This is a genomic window from Streptomyces sp. NPDC048248 (genome assembly GCF_043201875.1).
GTDB lineage: Bacteria > Actinomycetota > Actinomycetes > Streptomycetales > Streptomycetaceae > Streptomyces.
This window is the reverse complement of sequence record NZ_JBICZL010000015.1, coordinates 130231-148950: the sequence shown is the minus strand read 5'-3', so window position 1 is coordinate 148950 and position 18720 is coordinate 130231. Positions and strand designations below refer to the sequence as shown.

14 protein-coding genes are annotated in these 18720 nt (G+C 69.0%); 6 read left to right on the top strand and 8 right to left on the bottom strand.

Features of this window, described 5'->3' with window-relative positions; translation table 11 throughout:
- Positions 1–15: 15 nt before the first annotated feature.
- Positions 16–2235, top strand: a complete 2220-nt coding sequence (locus tag ACGFZW_RS29845; protein ID WP_393896358.1) for a prolyl oligopeptidase family serine peptidase — start codon at positions 16–18, stop codon at positions 2233–2235.
- 34 nt (positions 2236–2269) lie between these two features.
- Here the strand turns inward: ACGFZW_RS29845 and ACGFZW_RS29840 are convergent, their stop codons facing one another.
- Positions 2270–3385, bottom strand: coding sequence for a hypothetical protein (locus tag ACGFZW_RS29840; protein WP_393896357.1), 1116 nt, complete (start codon positions 3383–3385; stop codon positions 2270–2272).
- A gap of 556 nt (positions 3386–3941) precedes the next feature.
- Here ACGFZW_RS29840 and ACGFZW_RS29835 point away from each other — a divergent pair.
- From ACGFZW_RS29835 to ACGFZW_RS29815, 5 genes are all read left to right on the top strand, one after another.
- On the top strand, positions 3942–4976 hold the full coding sequence (locus ACGFZW_RS29835) for an ABC transporter permease (RefSeq protein WP_393896356.1): 1035 nt from the start codon (positions 3942–3944) through the stop codon (positions 4974–4976).
- A 104-nt stretch (positions 4977–5080) separates the two neighbouring features.
- Positions 5081–6880, top strand: a complete 1800-nt coding sequence (locus tag ACGFZW_RS29830; protein ID WP_393896355.1) for an ABC transporter substrate-binding protein — start codon at positions 5081–5083, stop codon at positions 6878–6880.
- A 115-nt stretch (positions 6881–6995) separates the two neighbouring features.
- On the top strand, positions 6996–7967 hold the full coding sequence (locus ACGFZW_RS29825; protein ID WP_393896354.1) for an ABC transporter permease: 972 nt from the start codon (positions 6996–6998) through the stop codon (positions 7965–7967).
- An 11-nt stretch (positions 7968–7978) separates the two neighbouring features.
- Positions 7979–9040, top strand: a complete 1062-nt coding sequence (locus ACGFZW_RS29820; RefSeq protein ID WP_393896353.1) for an ABC transporter ATP-binding protein — start codon at positions 7979–7981, stop codon at positions 9038–9040.
- Positions 9041–9052: 12 nt separating this feature from the next.
- On the top strand, positions 9053–10201 hold the full coding sequence (locus ACGFZW_RS29815; protein ID WP_393896352.1) for an ABC transporter ATP-binding protein: 1149 nt from the start codon (positions 9053–9055) through the stop codon (positions 10199–10201).
- Positions 10202–10318: 117 nt separating this feature from the next.
- On the opposite strand, the gene ACGFZW_RS29810 is transcribed toward ACGFZW_RS29815, so the two are convergent.
- The 7 genes from ACGFZW_RS29810 to typA form a co-directional block, all read right to left on the bottom strand.
- The gene (locus ACGFZW_RS29810; protein WP_393896351.1) at positions 10319–11494 is read right to left on the bottom strand and encodes an ABC transporter ATP-binding protein; all 1176 of its coding nucleotides are present in this window, start codon (positions 11492–11494) and stop codon (positions 10319–10321) included.
- Positions 11481–12500 carry an ABC transporter ATP-binding protein gene (locus ACGFZW_RS29805; RefSeq protein WP_393896350.1) on the bottom strand — a complete coding sequence of 340 codons (1020 nt, stop codon included), beginning with the start codon at positions 12498–12500 and terminating at the stop codon, positions 11481–11483. Before ACGFZW_RS29805 ends, ACGFZW_RS29810 begins: the two co-directional genes overlap by 14 nt.
- An 11-nt stretch (positions 12501–12511) precedes the next feature.
- Positions 12512–13489, bottom strand: a complete 978-nt coding sequence (locus ACGFZW_RS29800; protein WP_393896349.1) for an ABC transporter permease — start codon at positions 13487–13489, stop codon at positions 12512–12514.
- A complete protein-coding gene (locus ACGFZW_RS29795) occupies positions 13482–14405 on the bottom strand; it encodes an ABC transporter permease (RefSeq protein WP_393896348.1) in 924 nt (307 codons plus the stop codon). Before ACGFZW_RS29795 ends, ACGFZW_RS29800 begins: the two co-directional genes overlap by 8 nt.
- Before the next feature lie 55 nt (positions 14406–14460).
- Positions 14461–16086, bottom strand: a complete 1626-nt coding sequence (locus tag ACGFZW_RS29790) for an ABC transporter substrate-binding protein (protein WP_393896347.1) — start codon at positions 16084–16086, stop codon at positions 14461–14463.
- Positions 16087–16243: 157 nt separating this feature from the next.
- Complete coding sequence (locus ACGFZW_RS29785; RefSeq protein ID WP_393896346.1) at positions 16244–16576, bottom strand: antibiotic biosynthesis monooxygenase family protein; 333 nt, start codon at positions 16574–16576, stop codon at positions 16244–16246.
- 162 nt (positions 16577–16738) lie between these two features.
- Positions 16739–18610, bottom strand: coding sequence for a translational GTPase TypA (gene typA, locus ACGFZW_RS29780; protein WP_393896345.1), 1872 nt, complete (start codon positions 18608–18610; stop codon positions 16739–16741).
- Between the last annotated feature and the right edge of the window lie 110 nt (positions 18611–18720).

The window sequence follows — 18720 nt, the reverse complement described above, 5'->3', positions numbered from 1 at the left end:
CCTTAGGCTCGCCCCATGACCGGACAGCTTCCCTTCCCCCGGCAACACGCCCGTACACAGCGCTTCACGCTGGGCGCTCCGCGCGGCTACGCCATCTCACCGGACGGCGCGCGCGTCGTCTTCCTCCGCTCCGCCACGGGTACCGACCGCACCCAGCAGCTGTGGGTCCTCGACCTGAACGAGGGACGCGAGTTCACCGCCGCCGATCCGCGGGCGCTGCTCGCCGGCGCGGACGAGGAGCTCTCCCCGGAGGAGCGGGCCCGCCGCGAGCGCACCCGCGAGGGCTCGGCGGGCATCGTCGGCTACGCGGTGGACTCCGCGGTCGAGTTGGCCGCTTTCCCCCTTTCCGGGCGACTGTTCGTCTCCGAGCTGCGGGCCGGCACCACGCGCGAAATCCCCGTTCAGGGGCCGGTGGTGGACCCGCGCCCGTCACCGGACGGCCGGCACATCGCCTTCGTGGCGGACGGCGGGCTGCGGGTGGTCGCGGCCGACGGCGCCGCCACGGCGGACGGCACCGACGGGACGGGCGAGAACGGCGAGAACGGCGTCGAGGACGGGACGGCCGGGCGGACGGGCGCGGAGCGCCTGCTGGCGGGATCCGACGGCCCCGAGGTCACCTGGGGCCTGGCGGAGTTCATCGCGGCCGAGGAGATGGGCCGCTATCGGGGCTTTTGGTGGTCACCGGAGAGCGACCGGCTGCTGGCCGCCCGGGTGGACGAGTCGCCGGTGCGGCGCTGGTGGATCTCCGACCCCGCCCATCCCGACCGCGAACCCGCCCGGGTCCCCTACCCCGCAGCCGGCACCGCCAACGCCAAGGTCACACTGGCGATTTTCGGCCTGGACGGCTCCCGCACGGACGTCACCTGGGACACCGAGCGCTACCCCTATCTGGCGCGCGTGCACTGGTCAGCGGCGGGCCCCCCGCTGCTGCTCGTGCAGTCCCGCGACCAGCGCGACCAGCGCTATCTGACCGTCGACACCACGACAGGCTCGACCCGCACGGTGCACGAGGACGAGGACGAGGTGTGGGTCGAGCCGTTCCCGGGGGCGCCGGCCTGGACGCCGGACGGCCGGCTGGTACGCATCGCCGACGAGGGCGGCGCACGCAAGCTGTTCGTCGGCGACCGCCCGCTGACCGGTGCGCCGCTGCATGTCCGGGCCGTCCTGGACATCGGCGAGGACGAGGTGCTGTTCTCCGCGAGCGGCAGCGAGATGCACGACATCGGGGTCTACCGCGCCTGGTTCCGCGGCAGCGGCGACCAGGGCGGCTGGGAGCGCGTCGGCGCCCGCCCGTATCCCACCGTCTCCTCCGCGGTGCGCAGCGGGTCGCTGGTGGTGCTGTCGCAGGCGTCGCTGGAACGGCCGGGCGCCCAGGTGGAGGTGGTGCGGCTGGACGCGGACGGCGGCGAGAAGACCCTCGCCGTGATCGGCTCGTACGCCGAGGAGCCGGCGCTCACCGCCCGCCCCCGCCTCGTCCTCGCCGGTGAGCGGCAGATCCCCTGCGCGGTGCTGCTGCCGGACGGCCATCGCGAGGAGGACGGTCCGCTGCCGGTGCTGCTGGACCCGTACGGCGGTCCGCACGGCCAGCGGGTGGTCGCCGCGCACAACGCGTATCTGACCTCCCAGTGGTTCGCCGATCAGGGCTTCGCGGTGATCGTCGCGGACGGCCGGGGTACGCCGGGCCGCTCCCCCGCCTGGGAGAAGGCGGTGTCGCGGAACCTCGCGGACGTCACTCTGGAGGATCAGGTCGACGCCCTCCAGGCACTGGCCGGGTCGCTTCCGCTCGATCTGGAGCGGGTCGCCATCCGGGGCTGGTCCTTCGGCGGCTACCTCGCCGGGCTCGCCGCGCTGCGTCGGCCCGACGTCTTCCACGCGGCAGTGGTGGGCGCCCCGGTCACCGATCTGCGGCTCTACGACACCCATTACCAGGAGCGGTATCTCGGCCACCCGGATGAGGAGCCGGAGGTCTACGCGGCCAACTCCCTGCTCACCGACAAGGGTCTTTCGGGGGCCCGGGAGCCGCACCGTCCGATGCTGATCGTGCACGGTCTGGCCGACGACAACGTGGTCGTGGCGCATTCGCTGCGGTTGTCCTCGGCGCTGCTGGCGGCGGGCCGCCCGCACGAGGTGCTGCCGCTGTCCGGGGTGACGCATATGACGCCGCAGGAGCAGGTGGCCGAAAACCTGCTCCTGCTGCAGGTCGACTTCCTCAAGAGGTCCCTGGGGATGTCCTGATGGGCCGCCGGCCCGTCGTCGGTGCCGCCCGATCTCACCAGCCGGGCGGCAGCCTCGACGGCGGGGGCGGGGCGTGCCGGGGTCGCAGGTCGCCCGCGGCCGGCCCGTAGGCCACCACCGCGTCCCCCGGCGTCGTGCGCCCCGCAGGCGCGCCGGGCCGGGCGGCCGCGGTCAGCGCGACCAGCCCGGCGACCGCCACCACGGCCCCGGTGCCCAACTCCAGCCGGGAGGCGGCGGGCAGCACCGCGAAGCGGGCCAGCTGCCCTGTGTGCGCGGCGAAGACGAGTGTCGCGGCGCCCTGGGAGGCCAGCAGGGCGCCGGTCACCATCGCGGCCGGCCTGGCCCAGGGGGCACGGCGCAGGGTGCCGGCCGCGGCCGGCACCGCCAGCAGGGCGAGCACCAGCGCCTGCCAGTGGACCGGAGGCTGCAGCAGGGCGCGGAAGACGGAGGCGTCGCCGATCAGTCCCTTGCAGTAGGTGTCCCAGCCGAGCTGGAGCCACCAGTGGACCTCCCAGGCGGCGACCGCCGCCCCGGCGGCACCAAGCGCCCACCCGGCGGCGACCGCGGGCCCCTTGCGCGGGCCTCCGGGCTTCTGGGGGGCCGCGCCGTAGGGGGCGCGGCCGACGACCCCGTAGGCCGCGTGCGCCCCCCTGGGGAGCCCGTACGAGGCGTCCTGCGGCCGATACTCGGGCCGCCGCCCGGCGGCGAGCACGACGAGCAGCACCACCGCCAGCGCGAGTTGGGCGATGGCGGTGAGCCGGGCCTGCCCGGTGAGCCCGCTGTCCAGCCCTTGCAGCCAGCCCGCCCCCAGGACCCACAGCAGCGGCAGCCGCAACAGGACCGTGGCGACGGCGATCGCGAGCAGTCCGCCCGCGGCCACCGCAGAGGCAACGGCGTCCCGCACCGAGGCGACGGCCGCGGCGAGCGCGCCGAGCACCAGCAGCGGATCGAGCGCGCAGGTGGCCCAGGCGGTGAACTCGCGGGGCCGCCGCGCCTCGCCGAGCCAGGTCCACCAGACGTCCGCGGGCTGCTGGGCGACGGTCAGGTCCCTGATGATCCATCCCGTGCCGAGCAGCGCGAGCAGCAGGCAGACCAGGCCGCCGATGCCGCGCGCCCCACGGGTGAGAGCGCTTCCTTGCGGTGTGGACACGGCCTGTCCCCCCGTCCGTGTCGATGTGCTGGTATCTCCCGGCGCCGCTCTCCGCGCGCGGCGCCTACCGCAGGTCTACTCCTGTCCCGGCACGGGGACAACAGCCGGGGTGGCCGAGCGCCTCGGGGCCGCCCCGCGCGGGCTGGTGGGGTGGGGCCGGGGCTGGGCGGCATCGCCGGTGCCGGCGTCTGCGAACCCGGACAAAACGATGACCGGCCGGGACGCCGCCTGGCAGCCCCGACCGGTCTACGGCACCCGCACGGCCGTACGTTGTTCAGCATGCCGCGTCCGTATATCGGTGTTGCGACAGTGAAGTTGCCTTCATGTTAAAGCAGTTGATGGCGATATGTCCCCCATGCCGTACATTGCGGTCGCCTGTCAAGCACGCCCGTGCGTCAATCTGCGCAATCTTCGCTCAAGAAGCGGACGACCTGCGCATCAGCACACCGCATCCCCTTGACTCCGCCATAAATCACTTGCGAAAGTCCGCTCATCCAGCGGTGCGAATCGGCGCCGCCTCATGTTCCAAGAGAACTCTGCGCGGGGGCACTTCGCGATGACTAGTCCATCCCAGACCGCGGCTACCCAGTCCGACACCCCAGGACTCGGCCCCGAGGGTCTGAAGAAGGAGAAGGACCGTACGGGCAGTGCGCTCGTCGGCCGTTCTCCTGGCCAGCTGATGTGGATGCGCTTCAAGCGCGACCGCACCGGCATGGTCTGCGCGATCGTGGTGCTCGCCTTCTTCGTCGTCGCGGCTCTGGCTCCCGTCATCGCCTCGCTGTACGGCAAGGACCCGTACACGCTCTACGGCAACGACAACTTCGACCTGCTCGACGAGTTCGGCTACCCGGTCGGTCCCAACGGCGGCATGTCCGGCGAGTTCTGGTTCGGCATCGAGCCGTCGCTCGGCCGCGACCTGTTCACCCAGCTGCTCTACGGCATCCGCACCTCGCTGGGCATCTCGGTCGCGGTGACGATCCTGGTGGTCATCACCGGCACCATTCTCGGCGTCACCGCCGGATACGTGGGCGGCAGGACCGACTACTGGCTCGGCCGAGTGATCGACTTCCTGCTCGCCTTCCCGAGCCAGCTCACGTTCGTGGCGTTCATGCCGGTCGTGGTGGCGATCTTCGTTCCGCCGTCCGACGAGACGCCCACCTACGTCCGCGTGGTGGCCCTGATCCTCGTGCAGTGGGGTCTGGGCTGGATGGGCCTGGCCCGCCTGCTGCGCGGCCAGGTGCTGTCCCTGCGCGAGCGGGAGTTCGTCGAGGCCGCGAAGATCACCGGCGCGTCCCCCTGGCGGATCATCCGCAAGGAGCTGCTGCCCAACGTGGTGACGCCGATCCTCGTGCAGAGCACCTACATGCTCCCGCTGTTCGTCACGGCGGAGGCCGGCCTGTCCTATCTGGGCGTCGGCATCATGGAGCCGACCCCCGACTGGGGCCGGTTGTTCCACACGGCCGGCAATGTGTACGAGAACGACCCGACCTTCTTGCTGTTCCCCGGCGCCGCGATGGTGATCTTCGTGCTGTGCTTCAACCTGCTCGGGGACTCGGTCCGGGACGCCTTCGACCCCAAATCCGGGCGCTGATCGTCCACTTGAGGGGGGCGGCTGTCACCCCCGCGCCGGTCTCCCACCGGATGCCTCGGACAGCACATCTGGACACCAACTGACAGGCAGGTGCTTGGAACCTCATGAACGCTCTATCTACGCGCAGAGCACGCGCACTGGTCGTGGCCCTCGCGGCCGGCTCCCTGGCCCTCACCGGCTGCAGCAGCGGCAGCAGCGCGGGCAAGGACCAGTCGCAGACCGACAAGGACGCCGCGGGCCAGTCGAAGGCCGTGCCGCTCGGCAAGGCCGCCGAATCGGTCGGCCCGGCCGTCCCGGTCAAGGGCGCCAAGCCCGGCGGCACCATCCGCGTCTACCAGCGTGACAGCTACAACCACCTGGACCCGGCGCAGATGTACGTCAGCGACATGAAGGTCCTGTCGCAGCTGATCTTCCGCGGTCTGACCACCTTCAAGCAGGACGACAAGGGCAACGCGACGGTGGTGGGCGACCTCGCCACCGACTCGGGCCAGATGTCCGACGGCGGCAGGACCTGGAAGTACACGCTCAAGGACGGCGTGAAGTTCGCCGACGGCAAGCCGATCACCTCGAAGGACATACGCCACACCTTCGAGCGCCAGTACGCGAAGTTCATCACCGACGGTCCGACCTACATCCAGCAGTGGCTGTCGGGCTCGGGCACCAGCTACCGCAAGGCGCTGCCGGACGGTCCGTACAAGGGCGACCACCTGCCCAAGAGCGTTCTGGACACCCCGGACGACAAGACCATCGTCTTCCACTTCAAGCAGCCGCAGTCCCAGCTGCCGTACGCGCTGACCATGCCGGGCTACAGCGCGGTCCCGGAAGGCGCCAAGGACACGAAGGAGAGCTACGACGTCGCGCCGGTCTGCGCGGGGCCGTACAAGATCGCTTCGTTCAAGTCCGGCAAGGCCATGAAGCTGGTGAAGAACACCAACTGGGACCCGAAGACGGACCCGATGCGCCACCAGTACCCCGACGGGTACGACATCTCCTTCAACCACCAGGCCTCGGACTCCACCAAGCGCCTGATGGCCGACCAGGGCGAGGCCAAGACCGCGGTCAGCTTCACCAACTCGGTGGAGCCGACGCTGACCAAGCAGGTGCTGGAGAACGCCAGCGCCAGCAAGCGCCTGGTGCAGGGCTACCAGCCCTACGTCTGGCAGATGAACTTCAACATGGACCGCATCAAGGACAAGAAGATCCGCGATGCGATCACCTACGCGCTGCCGAACGGCCAGATCATGCGCGTCAACGGCGGCAGCTACGGCGGTGAGGTCGCCGGCGGTCTGCTCGCCCCGACCGTCGCGGGTTACCAGAAGGGCTACGACCCGTACGGCAAGATCAAGCACCCGAACGGTGAGCCGGAGAAGGCCAAGAAGCTCCTCAAGGAGGCCGGCAAGACGGGCATGAAGCTCGTCTACGCGTACTCCAACACCGAGGCGCGCCAGAAGGAAGCCGTCGTCATCGAGGACGCGCTGACCAAGGCCGGCTTCGACGTGCAGAAGAAGGAGGTCGACGCGGCCTCCTGGTACGAGCAGATGGGCAAGGTCGACAACGGCTTCGACATCTACATGACCGGCTGGGGCCAGGACTGGGCCGACGCCTCCACCGTCATCCCGCCGTCCTACGACGGCACCGCGATCCAGGACGGCGCCTCGAACTACTCGCACGTCAACGACAAGCACGTGAACGCCGAGATCGCCCGCATCTCCAAGATCGCGGACGCGGCCAAGGCGACCGAGGAGTGGGAGACGCTGCACAAGTACATCGTGGAGAAGGTCAACCCGGCCGCCCCGGTGTTCTACACCAAGGTGCTCCAGCTGCACGGCTCGAACATCGGCGGTGCCCGCTACAACGTGGACGCCAGCTACATCGACCCGACCACGCTGTTCGTCAAGAAGTAGGCACCTTCGAAGGTGGCCCGGAGAGCGCGCGCACGGCGGAGCGCGCGTTCTCCGGGGCCTTCCCCGTCACCCCTCACACCCACTGCCGCCGCCGTCCTGAGAGCAGCGAATCGCCATGCTTCCCTTCCTATTTCGCCGGACGTTCGGCGCGGTCGTCACACTCGTCCTGCTGAGCGCCTTCACCTTCTTCGTGTTCTTCGCCGTGGGTGACCCGGCCACGATGTCCTGCGGAAAGAACTGCACCGCGGACAACATCGCCCTCATCCACCAGAACCTCGGCCTCGACAAGCCCCTGCCGCAGCAGTACTGGGACTTCCTGTCGGGTGTCTTCACCGGCCGCGACTACAGCATCGGCCGCTGCGACGCCCCCTGCTTCGGCTACTCCTTCGCCACCAAGCAGGACGTCTGGTCGACGATGATGGACCGGCTGCCCACCACGGCGTCGCTGGCCATCGGCGGTGTCGTCGTCTTCCTGACCATCGGACTCGGTGCGGGCCTGCTCGCCGCATGGAAGCGCGGCACGGTGCTGGACAAGGCCGTCACCGGCGTGTCCATGGTCCTCAGCTCGGTGCAGATCTACATCCTCGGCCCGATCGTGCTCGGCATCTTCGTCTACAGCGGCGTGATGGCCTCCCCGAAGTACGTGGACTTCACCAGCAACCCGGCCGGCTGGTTCATGGGCCTGCTGCTGCCGTGGCTGGTCATGTCGACGATCTTCACCGCGCAGTACACCCGTATGTCGCGCTCGACGATGATCGAGCAGCTCCAGGAGGAGCACGTCCGTACGGCCAAGGCCAAGGGCATGCCGGCGCGTTACGTCTTCATGCGCTACGCCTGGCGCGGTTCGCTGATCCCCATCGTCACCATCCTCGGCATGGACCTGGGGTCACTCTTCGGCGGCGCCATGATCACCGAGTTCACGTTCTCGCTGGCGGGCATCGGCCGGCTGGCGATCAATTCCGTCGTCACACTCGATCTGCCCATGGTGCTGGGCGTGCTGATCTTCAGCGCCGCCCTGATCCTGGTGTTCAACATCATCGTGGATGCGACGTACGCCTTCATCGACCCGCGCGTGCGCCTGTCCTAGGAGAGCCTGAAGTGACCACACTCACCAAGACCGAGGGAAAGCCGGTCCCGACCGGATCGGACCCCTTCCTCTCCGTCCGCGACCTGTACGTGCGGTTCTCCACCGAGGACGGCATCGTCAAGGCGGTCGACGGCCTCTCCTTCGACCTCGAACGCGGCCAGACGCTCGGCATCGTCGGCGAGTCGGGATCCGGCAAGTCCGTCACCAACCTCGCCGTCCTGGGGCTGCACAACCCCAAGTCGACCGAGATCGCGGGCGAGATCACCCTGGACGGCCAGGAGTTGACCGGGGCCAGGGAGAAGACCCTGGAAAAGCTCCGCGGCAACAAGATGGCCATGATTTTCCAGGACGCGCTGACCGCGCTGTCGCCGTACTACACGGTCGGCCGGCAGATCGCGGAGCCGTTCATCAAGCACACCGGCGCCAGCAAGCGCGAGGGCCGGCAGCGTGCGATCGAGATGCTGACCAAGGTCGGCATCCCGCAGCCCACCCTCCGGGTGGACGACTACCCGCACCAGTTCTCCGGCGGTATGCGCCAGCGCGCCATGATCGCCATGGCGCTGGTCTGCAACCCCGAGCTGCTGATCGCGGACGAGCCGACCACCGCCCTGGACGTCACCGTCCAGGCGCAGATCCTGGACCTCCTCAAGGACCTCCAGCAGGAGTTCGGCTCCGCGATCATCCTGATCACGCACGACCTCGGCGTGGTGGCCAACACCGCGGACGACCTGCTGGTGATGTACGCCGGCCGGGCGGTGGAGCGGGGCTCCGTCAAGGAGATCCTCACCCAGCCCCAGCACCCGTACACCTGGGGCCTGTTGAGCTCCATGCCGCGGCTCTCCTCGGACGTCAGCGAGGCCCTGCACCCGATCCCCGGCACCCCGCCGAGCCTGCTCACCCCGCCGTCGGGCTGCGCCTTCAACCCGCGCTGCGGTTTCGTCCACGAGGTCGGCGGCAGCCGCTGCACCGACGAGCGGCCGGTACTGGAGCTGGGACGCGCCTCCGCGTGCCACCTCGGGCCCGAGCAGAAGCAGACCTTCTTCACCGAGCAGATCAAGCCCCGGCTGGGCTAGGGAGCCACCACCATGACAGACCACGTCACCCTGCCCGCGCCCCGCGACGCCGCGCCCCCGCAGGGCGAGCCCCTCCTCACCGCCGAGGGGCTGACCAAGCACTTCCCGATCCACGGCGGCTTTCCGTTCAAGCGGAAGGTCGGTGCGGTACAGGCGGTCGACGGCGTCGACCTGACCGTGCACGCGGGCGAGAGCTTCGGCCTGGTCGGTGAGTCGGGCTGCGGCAAGTCCACCACCGGGCGGCTGCTCACCCGGCTGATGGAGCCGACCTCCGGCAAGATCACCTATGCGGGTCAGGACATCACGCACGCCAACCGCAAGGCGCTGGCGCCGGTCCGCTCGCAGATCCAGATGATCTTCCAGGACCCGTACGCCTCGCTGAACCCGCGGCAGACGGTGGGCACCATCATCGGTGGCCCTATGGAGATCAACGGGATCAACCCGACCGGCGGCCGGGAGAAGCGGATCCGCGAGCTCCTGGAGACCGTCGGTCTCAACCCGGAGCACTACAACCGCTTCCCGCACGAGTTCTCCGGCGGCCAGCGGCAGCGCATCGGCGTGGCCCGCGCGCTCGCGCTCGAACCGAAGCTGATCGTGGCCGACGAGCCGGTCTCCGCGCTGGACGTCTCGATCCAGGCCCAGGTCGTCAACCTGCTGCAGAAGCTCCAGCGCGAGCTGGGCATCGCGTTCCTGTTCATCGCGCACGACCTCGCGATCGTGCGGCACTTCAGCGAGCGCGTCGCGGTGATGTACCTCGGCAAGATTGTCGAGGTGGGCAGCCGCGAGGAGATCTACAACAGGCCGCGCCACCCCTACACCCATGCGCTGCTCTCGGCCGTGCCCGAGGCCAAGCTGGTGGAGTCCGAGGAGGAGGACCGCGAGCGTATCCGCCTCGCCGGTGACGTCCCCTCCCCCGTCAACCCGCCCTCCGGCTGCCGCTTCCGTACGCGCTGCTGGAAGGCGCAGGACAAGTGCGCGTCCGAGGAGCCGCCGCTCGTGCAGCTCGGCGGGAACGAGGCGGGGCACCTCACCGCCTGCCACTTCCCCGAGGAGCCCACGACCGCGGCCCGCGGCGAGGACATCATCCTCGACCCGGCACTGGCCGCGATCGAGGAAGCCGCGTCCGCCGAGGGGACCGGGAAGACCGACAAGACGCTCTGACCCGGCCCTCGCCGCCTGCACGACAGGCAGGAGCCCGCCTCCCGCAGTACGACGGGAGGCGGGCTCCTGCGTTCGCGCGCGGGCGCACACGGCCGGGCGGCACGCGCGGCCCGGCGGCTACTCGCTGGGCACCACGTGCCGCTCCTCCGCGAAGTGGCAGGCGGAGTCGTGGGCGGCCGGGGTCTCGCCGTCCCGGAACGCGTCCGGTACGTCGAGCGGCGGCACCACCCGCGCGCACACGTCCTGGGCCTTCCAGCAGCGTGTGCGGAACCGGCAGCCGGAGGGCGGGGCGGCGGGCGAGGGGACGTCCCCGGTCAGCAGGATGCGCTCACGCTGCTCGCGTGCCTCCGGATCGGGCACCGGGACGGCGGAGAGCAGCGCCTGGGTGTAGGGGTGGGTGGGGTGGTCGTAGATCTCCACCTCGGTACCGATCTCGGCGAGCCGGCCGAGGTACATCACCGCCACCCGGTCGGAGATGTGCCGCACCACGGACAGGTCGTGCGCGATGAACACGTACGAGAGGTCGAATTCGGCCTGGAGCTGTTCCATCAGGTTGATGACCTGGGCCTGCACGGAGACGTCCAGTGCCGAGACCGGCTCGTCACAGATGATGATCTCGGGGTTGAGGGCCAGACCGCGGGCGATGCCGATGCGCTGGCGCTGGCCGCCGGAGAACTGGTGCGGATAGCGGTGGATGTACTCGGGGTTGAGGCCCACCACGTCGAGGAGATCCTGGACCTTCTTACGGCGATCGCCCTTGGGAGCCACCTCGGGATGGATCTCGTAGGGCTCGCCGACGATATCGCCGACCGTCATCCTGGGGTTCAGGGAGGTGTAGGGGTCCTGGAAGACCATCTGGATGTTGCGGCGCACGGCCTTCAGCGCCCGGCCGGACAGCTTGCCGATGTCCTGTCCCTGGTAGCTGATCCGGCCGGACGTCGGCTGCTCCAGGCCGACGAGCATCTTGGCGACGGTCGACTTCCCGCAGCCGGATTCGCCGACGATGCCCAGTGTCTCGCCCTTGCGCAGGTCGAAGGAGACGCCGTCGACGGCCTTGACCGCGCCGACCTGGCGCCGGATCACGATGCCCTGGGTCAGCGGGTAGTGCTTGACCAGATCGCGGATCTCCAGGATAGGTTCGCCGACCGCCCCTACGGCCACGCCTTCCGGCTCGTGGCGCCGCTCGGCGTCCCCGGTGGCGCCTTCCGGTGGCCGCGGGGGTCCCGGCGGCCCCGGGGGCACCGTGCCCTGCCCGCCACCGTTCGCGACCCGGCCGGTGTCACCGTGCTCCATCGAGGGTCTCCTTCCAGAAGTGGCAGGCGCTGGCGCGGCCGGGCCCCACGTCGTACAGCGGGGGCAGGTCGGTGAGGCAGACGTCCCGCGCCAGCGGGCAGCGTGGGTGGAACGGGCAACCCGAGGGGATGGACGTCAGGTTGGGCGGCAGCCCCTTGATCGCGTACAGCTCCCGTCCCTTGTGGTCCAGCCGCGGGATGGAATCCAGCAGCCCTCGGGTGTAGGGGTGCGCGGGTGCCTTGTAGAGCTGGTGGACTGGGGCGGTCTCCACGATCCGGCCGGCGTACATCACCGCGATCGTGTCGGCGACGTCCGCGACCACTCCCAGATCGTGGGTGATCAGGATCAGGCCCATGGTGAATTCGCGCTGCAACTCCGCGAGCAGATCCATCACCTGGGCCTGGACGGTGACGTCCAGCGCCGTCGTCGGCTCGTCCGCGATGATCAGGTCCGGCTCCAGGGCCAGCGCCATCGCGATCATGATGCGCTGCCGCATGCCCCCGGAGAACTGGTGGGGGTAGTCCCCCACCCGGTCCTTGGCCGCGGGGATGCCGACCCGCTCCATCAGCTCCACGGCCTTCGCCCGCGACCGCTTGCGCGACAGGCCCGCGTGGACCTCGTACATCTCCCCGAGCTGCGCGCCGACGCTGAGCACCGGGTTCAGCGACGACAGCGCGTCCTGGAAGATCATCGCCATCTTCGCGCCGCGGATCTTGCGGCGCTCGTCATTGCCGAGCTTGAGCAGATCGCGCCCCTGGAAGAAGATCTCCCCGCCGGTCACATAGCCCGGCGGGGAGTCGAGGATGCCCATGACGGCCTGGGCGGTGACGGACTTGCCGGATCCGGACTCGCCGAGCACCGCCAGCGTCTGCCCCGCCACCACGCGGTAGGTGACGCCGTTGACGGCCTTGGCGACACCGTCCCGGGTGCGGAACTCCACCCGCAGGTCCCGTACGTCGAGCAGCGGAGGTTCCGCGCCCCGCGGCGACTGGTCGTGGTCGGTCATCTGCCGGCTCCTCAGCGCAACTTGGGGTCGAGGGCGTCGCGCACCGCGTCGCCGAGCATGATGAACGCCAGCACCGTGATGCTCAGGGCCCCGGCAGGCCACAGCAGCATGTGCGGGGCGTTGCGGATGAAGGTGGAGGCCGCGGAGATGTCGATGCCCCAGGAAACCGTGGGCGGCTTCAGGCCCGCGCCGAGGTAGGACAGCGTCGCCTCCAGGGCGATGTACGTACCGAGCGCGATGGTGGCGACGACGATCACCGGCGCGACGGCGTTCGGCGCGATGTGCCGCAGCAGGATCCGCCCGTTGCCGGCGCCGAGGGCCCGCGCGGCCTGGACGTAGTCGTTCTGCTTGGCGGTGACCACGGCGCCGCGTGCGATGCGGGAGATCTGCGGCCAGCCCAGGAGCACGATGAAGCCGACCACCGGCCAGACGGTCGAGCTGACGACCACGGAGAGGAAGACCAGGCCGCCGAGGATCACCGGGATCCCGAAGAAGATGTCGGCGAGCCGGGAGAGCAGGGTGTCCCCCAGGCCGCCGAAGAAGCCGGCGAGCCCGCCCAGCAGGCTGCCCAGCAGGGCGGCACCGGCCGTGGCGCAGACGCCGACGGTGATGGACGCGCGGGCGCCGTAGACGACCCGGGTGTAGACGTCCCTGCCCTGGGTGTCGAAGCCGAAGGGATGGCCCGGCTCGGCGCCTTCCTGCGCCTTCGCCAGGTCGGCCTTGTAGGGGTTGCCGTCGGCGATGAGCTGCGGCCAGATGGCGATGATCACCAGGAACAGGATCACCAGCCCGGAGATCACGAAGACCGGGTTGCGGATCAGGTCGTGCCACGCGTCGCTCCACAGGCTGCGCGGCTTGCCGGTGGGCGCGCCGTCGGGCGGCCCGGCGGACGGGGCGCGCTCCAGCGACTCCGCCTCGCCGATGGCCAGCGCGGCGGTACCGCCGTCGCCGTGGGTGATGGCTTCCTTGGGTACGTACGGCTCAGGCATAGCGGATCCTCGGGTCGAGGACGGCGTACAACAGGTCGACGACGAGATTGGCGGCGAGGAAGACCAGGACCAGGATCGTCACGAAGCCCACCACTGTCGGTGAGTTCTGCCGCAGAATTCCTTGGTAGAGCTGGAACCCGACGCCATGGATGTTGAAGATGCGCTCGGTGACGATCGCCCCGCCCATCAGCGCGCCGATGTCGGTGCCGATGAAGGTGACGACCGGGATCAGGGAGTTGCGCAGCAGGTGGCGGGTGATGACGCGGTGGCGGGGCAGCCCCTTCGCGACGGCCGTGCGGACGTAGTCGGCTCGGGTGTTCTCCGCGATGGAGGTACGCGTCAGCCGCGTCACATACGCCAGGGAGACCAGGGCCAGCACCACCCCGGGCAGCAGGAGTTCGTTCAGCGGCGCGTCGGATGAGACCGTCGGCTTGACCCAATTCCACTGCACCCCGAAGAGGAATTGCAGGAGGTAACCGCTGACGAAGGTCGGAATGGAGACCACGACCAGGGTGAGGACGAGGACGGAGGTGTCGATCGTCCGGCCGCGCCGCAGGCCGCTGAACACCCCCAGGACGAGGCCGATCACCATCTCGATCACGACGGCGACGAGCGTGAGCCGCAGCGTGACGGGGAATGCCTCGGCCATCAGCTCGGTGACCGGCTGCCCGTTGAACGCGGTGCCGAAGTCACCCTGGAAGATCTGCCCCATGTAGTGCAGGTACTGCTTCCACAGCGGCTGGTCGAGGTAGAGGTCGGCGCGGATCTGGGCGGCGGTGGCGGGGTCGGGTGCCCGGTCGCCGAACATCGCGGCAACCGGGTCGCCCAGCGCGTACACCATGAAGAAGATCAGGAACGTGCTGCCGATGAACACCGGGATCATCTGCAGAAGCCGCCGGATCACATAGCGTCCCATGAGGGCTCCGGATTCTGGAGTACGAGCGGACCGGGCATGTGCGGATGCCGCCCCGTCAGCCGACCTTGATCTGCTGGTAGACGGGAACGCTGAACGGGTTCAGGGCGACATCGCTGATCCGGTCGGAATAGCCGCCGCTGCCGTTCTGGTACCACAGCGGAATGGCCGGCATCTGATCGGCGAGGATCTTCTCGGCGTCCTGGAATTTCTGCACGGCGTCACCGATGTCCGTCGCGGCATTCGCCTCGTTGACGAGCTTGTCGAATTCGGCGTTGCTGAACTTGCCGTCGTTGGAGGAGGCGTTGGTGTAGTACAGCGGCTGGAGGAAGTTCTGGATCAGCGGGTAGTCCATCTGCCAGCCGGCCCGGAACGGCCCGGTCATCCGGCGCGCCGTGATCTTGTTGCGGAAGTCGGCGAAGGTGCCGACGGGGGCTCCGACGCACGCGTTGTCGCTGTCCAGCGAATTGTTGATGCTGTTGCAGATCGCGTCGACCCAGTCCTTGTGCGACCCGGTGTCGGCGTTGTAGCTGATGGTCATCTTCCCGCCGGGAAGACCGCCGCCTTCCTTGATCAGCTTCTTGGCCTCGTCCGCGTTGAATTCGCACGCGTCGCCGCACAGGCCCGCCTTGTACCCGCCGTCCTCCTTGAGCACCGGAGAGGTCCAGTCCGTTGCGGGTGTCCTGGTCTTCTGGAAGATCTCGTCGGTGATCTGCGCGCGGTCGATCGCCATCGACACCCCGCGCCGGACTTTTTCCTTCCCCGGGCCGTTCCAGTTCTTGTCGTACATGGGGAAGGTGAGGGTCTGAATGATGCCGGCCGGCTGGTTGATATAGCGGTCGCCGAGGTCGGCCTTGACGTTCTTCAGCTGTGCCGCGGGCACGTCGTCGACGAGATCGAGGTTTCCCGCCTGGAGGTCGGTGTAGGCGGTGTTGTTGTCGGTGTAGACCCGCAGGTCGATGCCGCCGTTCTGAGCCGGGTCATTGCCCGGGTACTTCTCCCACTTGCGCATCTTCAACGCGGAGCCCTTGACGTAGGAATCCACGACGTACGGGCCGTTGCCGACCGGTTTCTTCACCCAGGCGTCGTGATCGGTGTAGAAGGTCTGCGGAAGCGGCATGAAGGCCGAGTAGCCGAGGGTGTCCGGCCAGCTGGAGAATTTCTGGTTGAGTTTCACGGTGAAGGTCTTGTCGTCCTTCACCGTCAGCCCGGACATCGTCTCGGCCTTCGGGGTGCCGCTCTCGGGGTGGACCTCGTCGAATCCCTCGATGTACTGGAAGAACGGCGCGTTCTTCTGCTTGTTGGTGAGCAGCGCGCCGTAGTTCCAGGCGTCCACGAAGGATTTCGCGGTGACCTTCTCCCCGTTGCTGAAGGTCCAGCCGTCCTTCAGCGTCACGGTGTAGTTCTGCGAGTCGGTCGTCTCGATCTTCTCCGCGATGACGTCCTCCGCGGCGCCGGTCTTGGGGTTGTACCGCTTGAGCCCCCGGAACAGCATCTCCAGGACCTTGCCGCCCTGCACCTCGTTGGTGTTCGCGGGCTCCAGCGGGTTCTGCGGATCCCCCCAGGAGGCACTGACCACCCCGGCGCTGTCCGCACCACCGCTGCTGCCACCGCCGCAGGCCGTGGCCGCCAGGGCGAGGGCGACGGCGCCTACGGCCCACTGGGCGCGCGTGGCTCCACGCATGGTGCCTCCTCAGGTCCTCGGTCACACTTAGCCCACATAAGAACCCAAAAGAGGACGAACTGCACTGCGGCGATGTCCGCCACTGCTCCGAAAACCCGAGAAACCCCCCGTATGCCCGATCGTGAGCGCCGCCGGCCCGCCCCGCCGCGGACGCCTCCTACGCGTGGTGCACGGACTCCACCGTGAAGATCCGCGGCTCGAAACTCTCCGCTATGCCGGCGGCCTGCGTCATGTGCTCGCGGGCCACCGGGTCGGCCAGCATCGTCCGGAAGTGCTCCTCGCTCTCCCACTGCGCGTAATTGACGACGCGTTCGCCGTCGGTGCTGGCATGGATGTTCGCCGAGATGAACCCCGGCCGGTCCTTCATCGTCTCCTCGGTCGCCCGGCTCAGCACCGCCACCAACTCCGCCTGCCGCTCGGGCGCGACGATGAAGATGTTGATCAATGTGGCGATGCCCTGGCCGGTCTCGATTTTCGTGGTCTCCGTCATGCCGCCATCCTGCCAAGGACCACTGACATCGGTGCTTCCGCCAGTCTCAACCGGCGTCGGCACCACAGCAGTTCGATGGGGGTCAAACGCGGAACGCCCCGCCGGACCGGGGTCCGACGGGGCGTTCTCCGCACCGGGCGCCGACGGCGTCCGGTGGCGGATTCAGCGCTTGGCGCGCGACGCGGTGCGGCCGCGCTCCTTCTGGTCCAGGACGACCTTGCGGATACGCACGGTCTCCGGGGTGACCTCGATGCACTCGTCGTCGCGGCAGAACTCCAGCGACTGCTCCAGGGAGAGCTTGCGCGGCGGGACCACGTTCTCGGTGGTGTCCGCCGAAGCCGCACGCATGTTGGTGAGCTTCTTCTCCTTGGTGATGTTCACGTCCATGTCGTCGGAGCGCGAGTTCTCACCGATGATCATGCCTTCGTAGACCTCGGTGCCCGGCTCCGTGAAGATCACGCCGCGCTCCTGGAGGTTGATCATCGCGAACGGCGTGACCGAACCGGAGCGGTCGGCGACCAGCGAACCGTTGTGGCGGGTGCGCAGCTCGCCGAACCACGGCTCGTGGCCCTCGAACAGGGAGTGCGCGATGCCCGTACCGCGGGTCTGGGTCAGGAACTCCGTACGGAAGCCGATGAGGCCACGCGAGGGGACGATCCACTCCATACGGATCCAGCCGGAGCCGTGGTTGGTCATGGTCTCCATGCGGCCCTTGCGGGTGGCCATCAGCTGCGTGATCGCACCGAGGTGCTCCTCGGGGGAGTCGATCGTCAGGCGCTCGATCGGCTCGTGCAGCTTGCCGTCGACCTCCTTGGTGACGACCTCGGGCTTGCCGACGGTCAGCTCGAAGCCTTCCCGGCGCATGGTCTCGACGAGGATGGCCAGCGCCAGCTCGCCACGGCCCTGGACCTCCCAGGCGTCGGGACGCTCGGTGTCCAGGACACGGAGCGAGACGTTACCGATCAGCTCCTTGTCCAGGCGGTCCTTGACCTGGCGGGCGGTGACCTTGTGGCCCTTGCCGCCCTTGCCGACCAGCGGCGAGGTGTTCGTGCCGATGGTCATCGAGATGGCCGGCTCGTCGACCGTGATCAGCGGCAGCGCGATCGGGTTCTCCGGGTCGGCCAGCGTCTCGCCGATCATGATGTCGGGGATACCGGCGACGGCGCAGATGTCGCCCGGGCCCGCCTTCTCGGCGGGCTTGCGGGTGAGCGCCTCGGTCATCATCAGCTCGGTGATGCGGACGTTGGACATCGTGCCGTCACGCTTGATCCACGCGACGGTCTGGCCCTTCTTCAGCTCGCCCTGCTCGACGCGGAGCAGCGCGATACGGCCGAGGAAGTTGTCCGCGTCGAGGTTGGTGACGTGGGCCTGCAGCGGCAGCGAGTCGTCGTACTGCGGGGCCGGGACGTGCTCCAGCAGCGTGCTGAAGAACGGCAGCAGGTCCTCGCTGTCGGCCGGGACGGTGCCGTCCTCCGGCTTGGTCAGCGACGCGACGCCGTCACGGGCGCAGGCGTAGACGATCGGGAACTCGATCTGCTCCTCGTCCGCGTCCAGGTCGAGGAAGAGGTCGTACGTCTCGTTGACGACCTCGTCGATCCGGGAGTCGGGACGGTCGGTCTTGTTGATGCACAGGATGACCGGCATCCGCGCGGACAGCGCCTTGCGCAGCACGAAGCGGGTCTGGGGCAGCGGGCCCTCGGAGGCGTCGACGAGGAGGACGACCGCGTCCACCATCGACAGGCCGCGCTCGACCTCGCCACCGAAGTCGGCGTGGCCGGGGGTGTCGATGATGTTGATCGTGACGGGGTCCCCGCCGTCCTTGGGGTGGTACTTCACGGCGGTGTTCTTCGCCAGGATCGTGATGCCCTTCTCACGCTCCAGGTCGTTCGAGTCCATCATGCGGTCGTCGAGATGCTCGGCGGCGTGGGCGGCGAAGGCACCTGCCTGCTTGAGCATGGCGTCGACGAGGGTCGTCTTGCCGTGGTCGACGTGGGCGACGATGGCTACGTTACGAATGTCGTGGCGGGTGGGCATACTGGCGGCGCTTCTCCCGGAATCGTGGGTGGCGACGCGTCCATCCGGTACGCGCGCCTGCCGGGCATGAAGACGCCACGGCCTCACCCCATCGTACGGGGCTGCGGCGG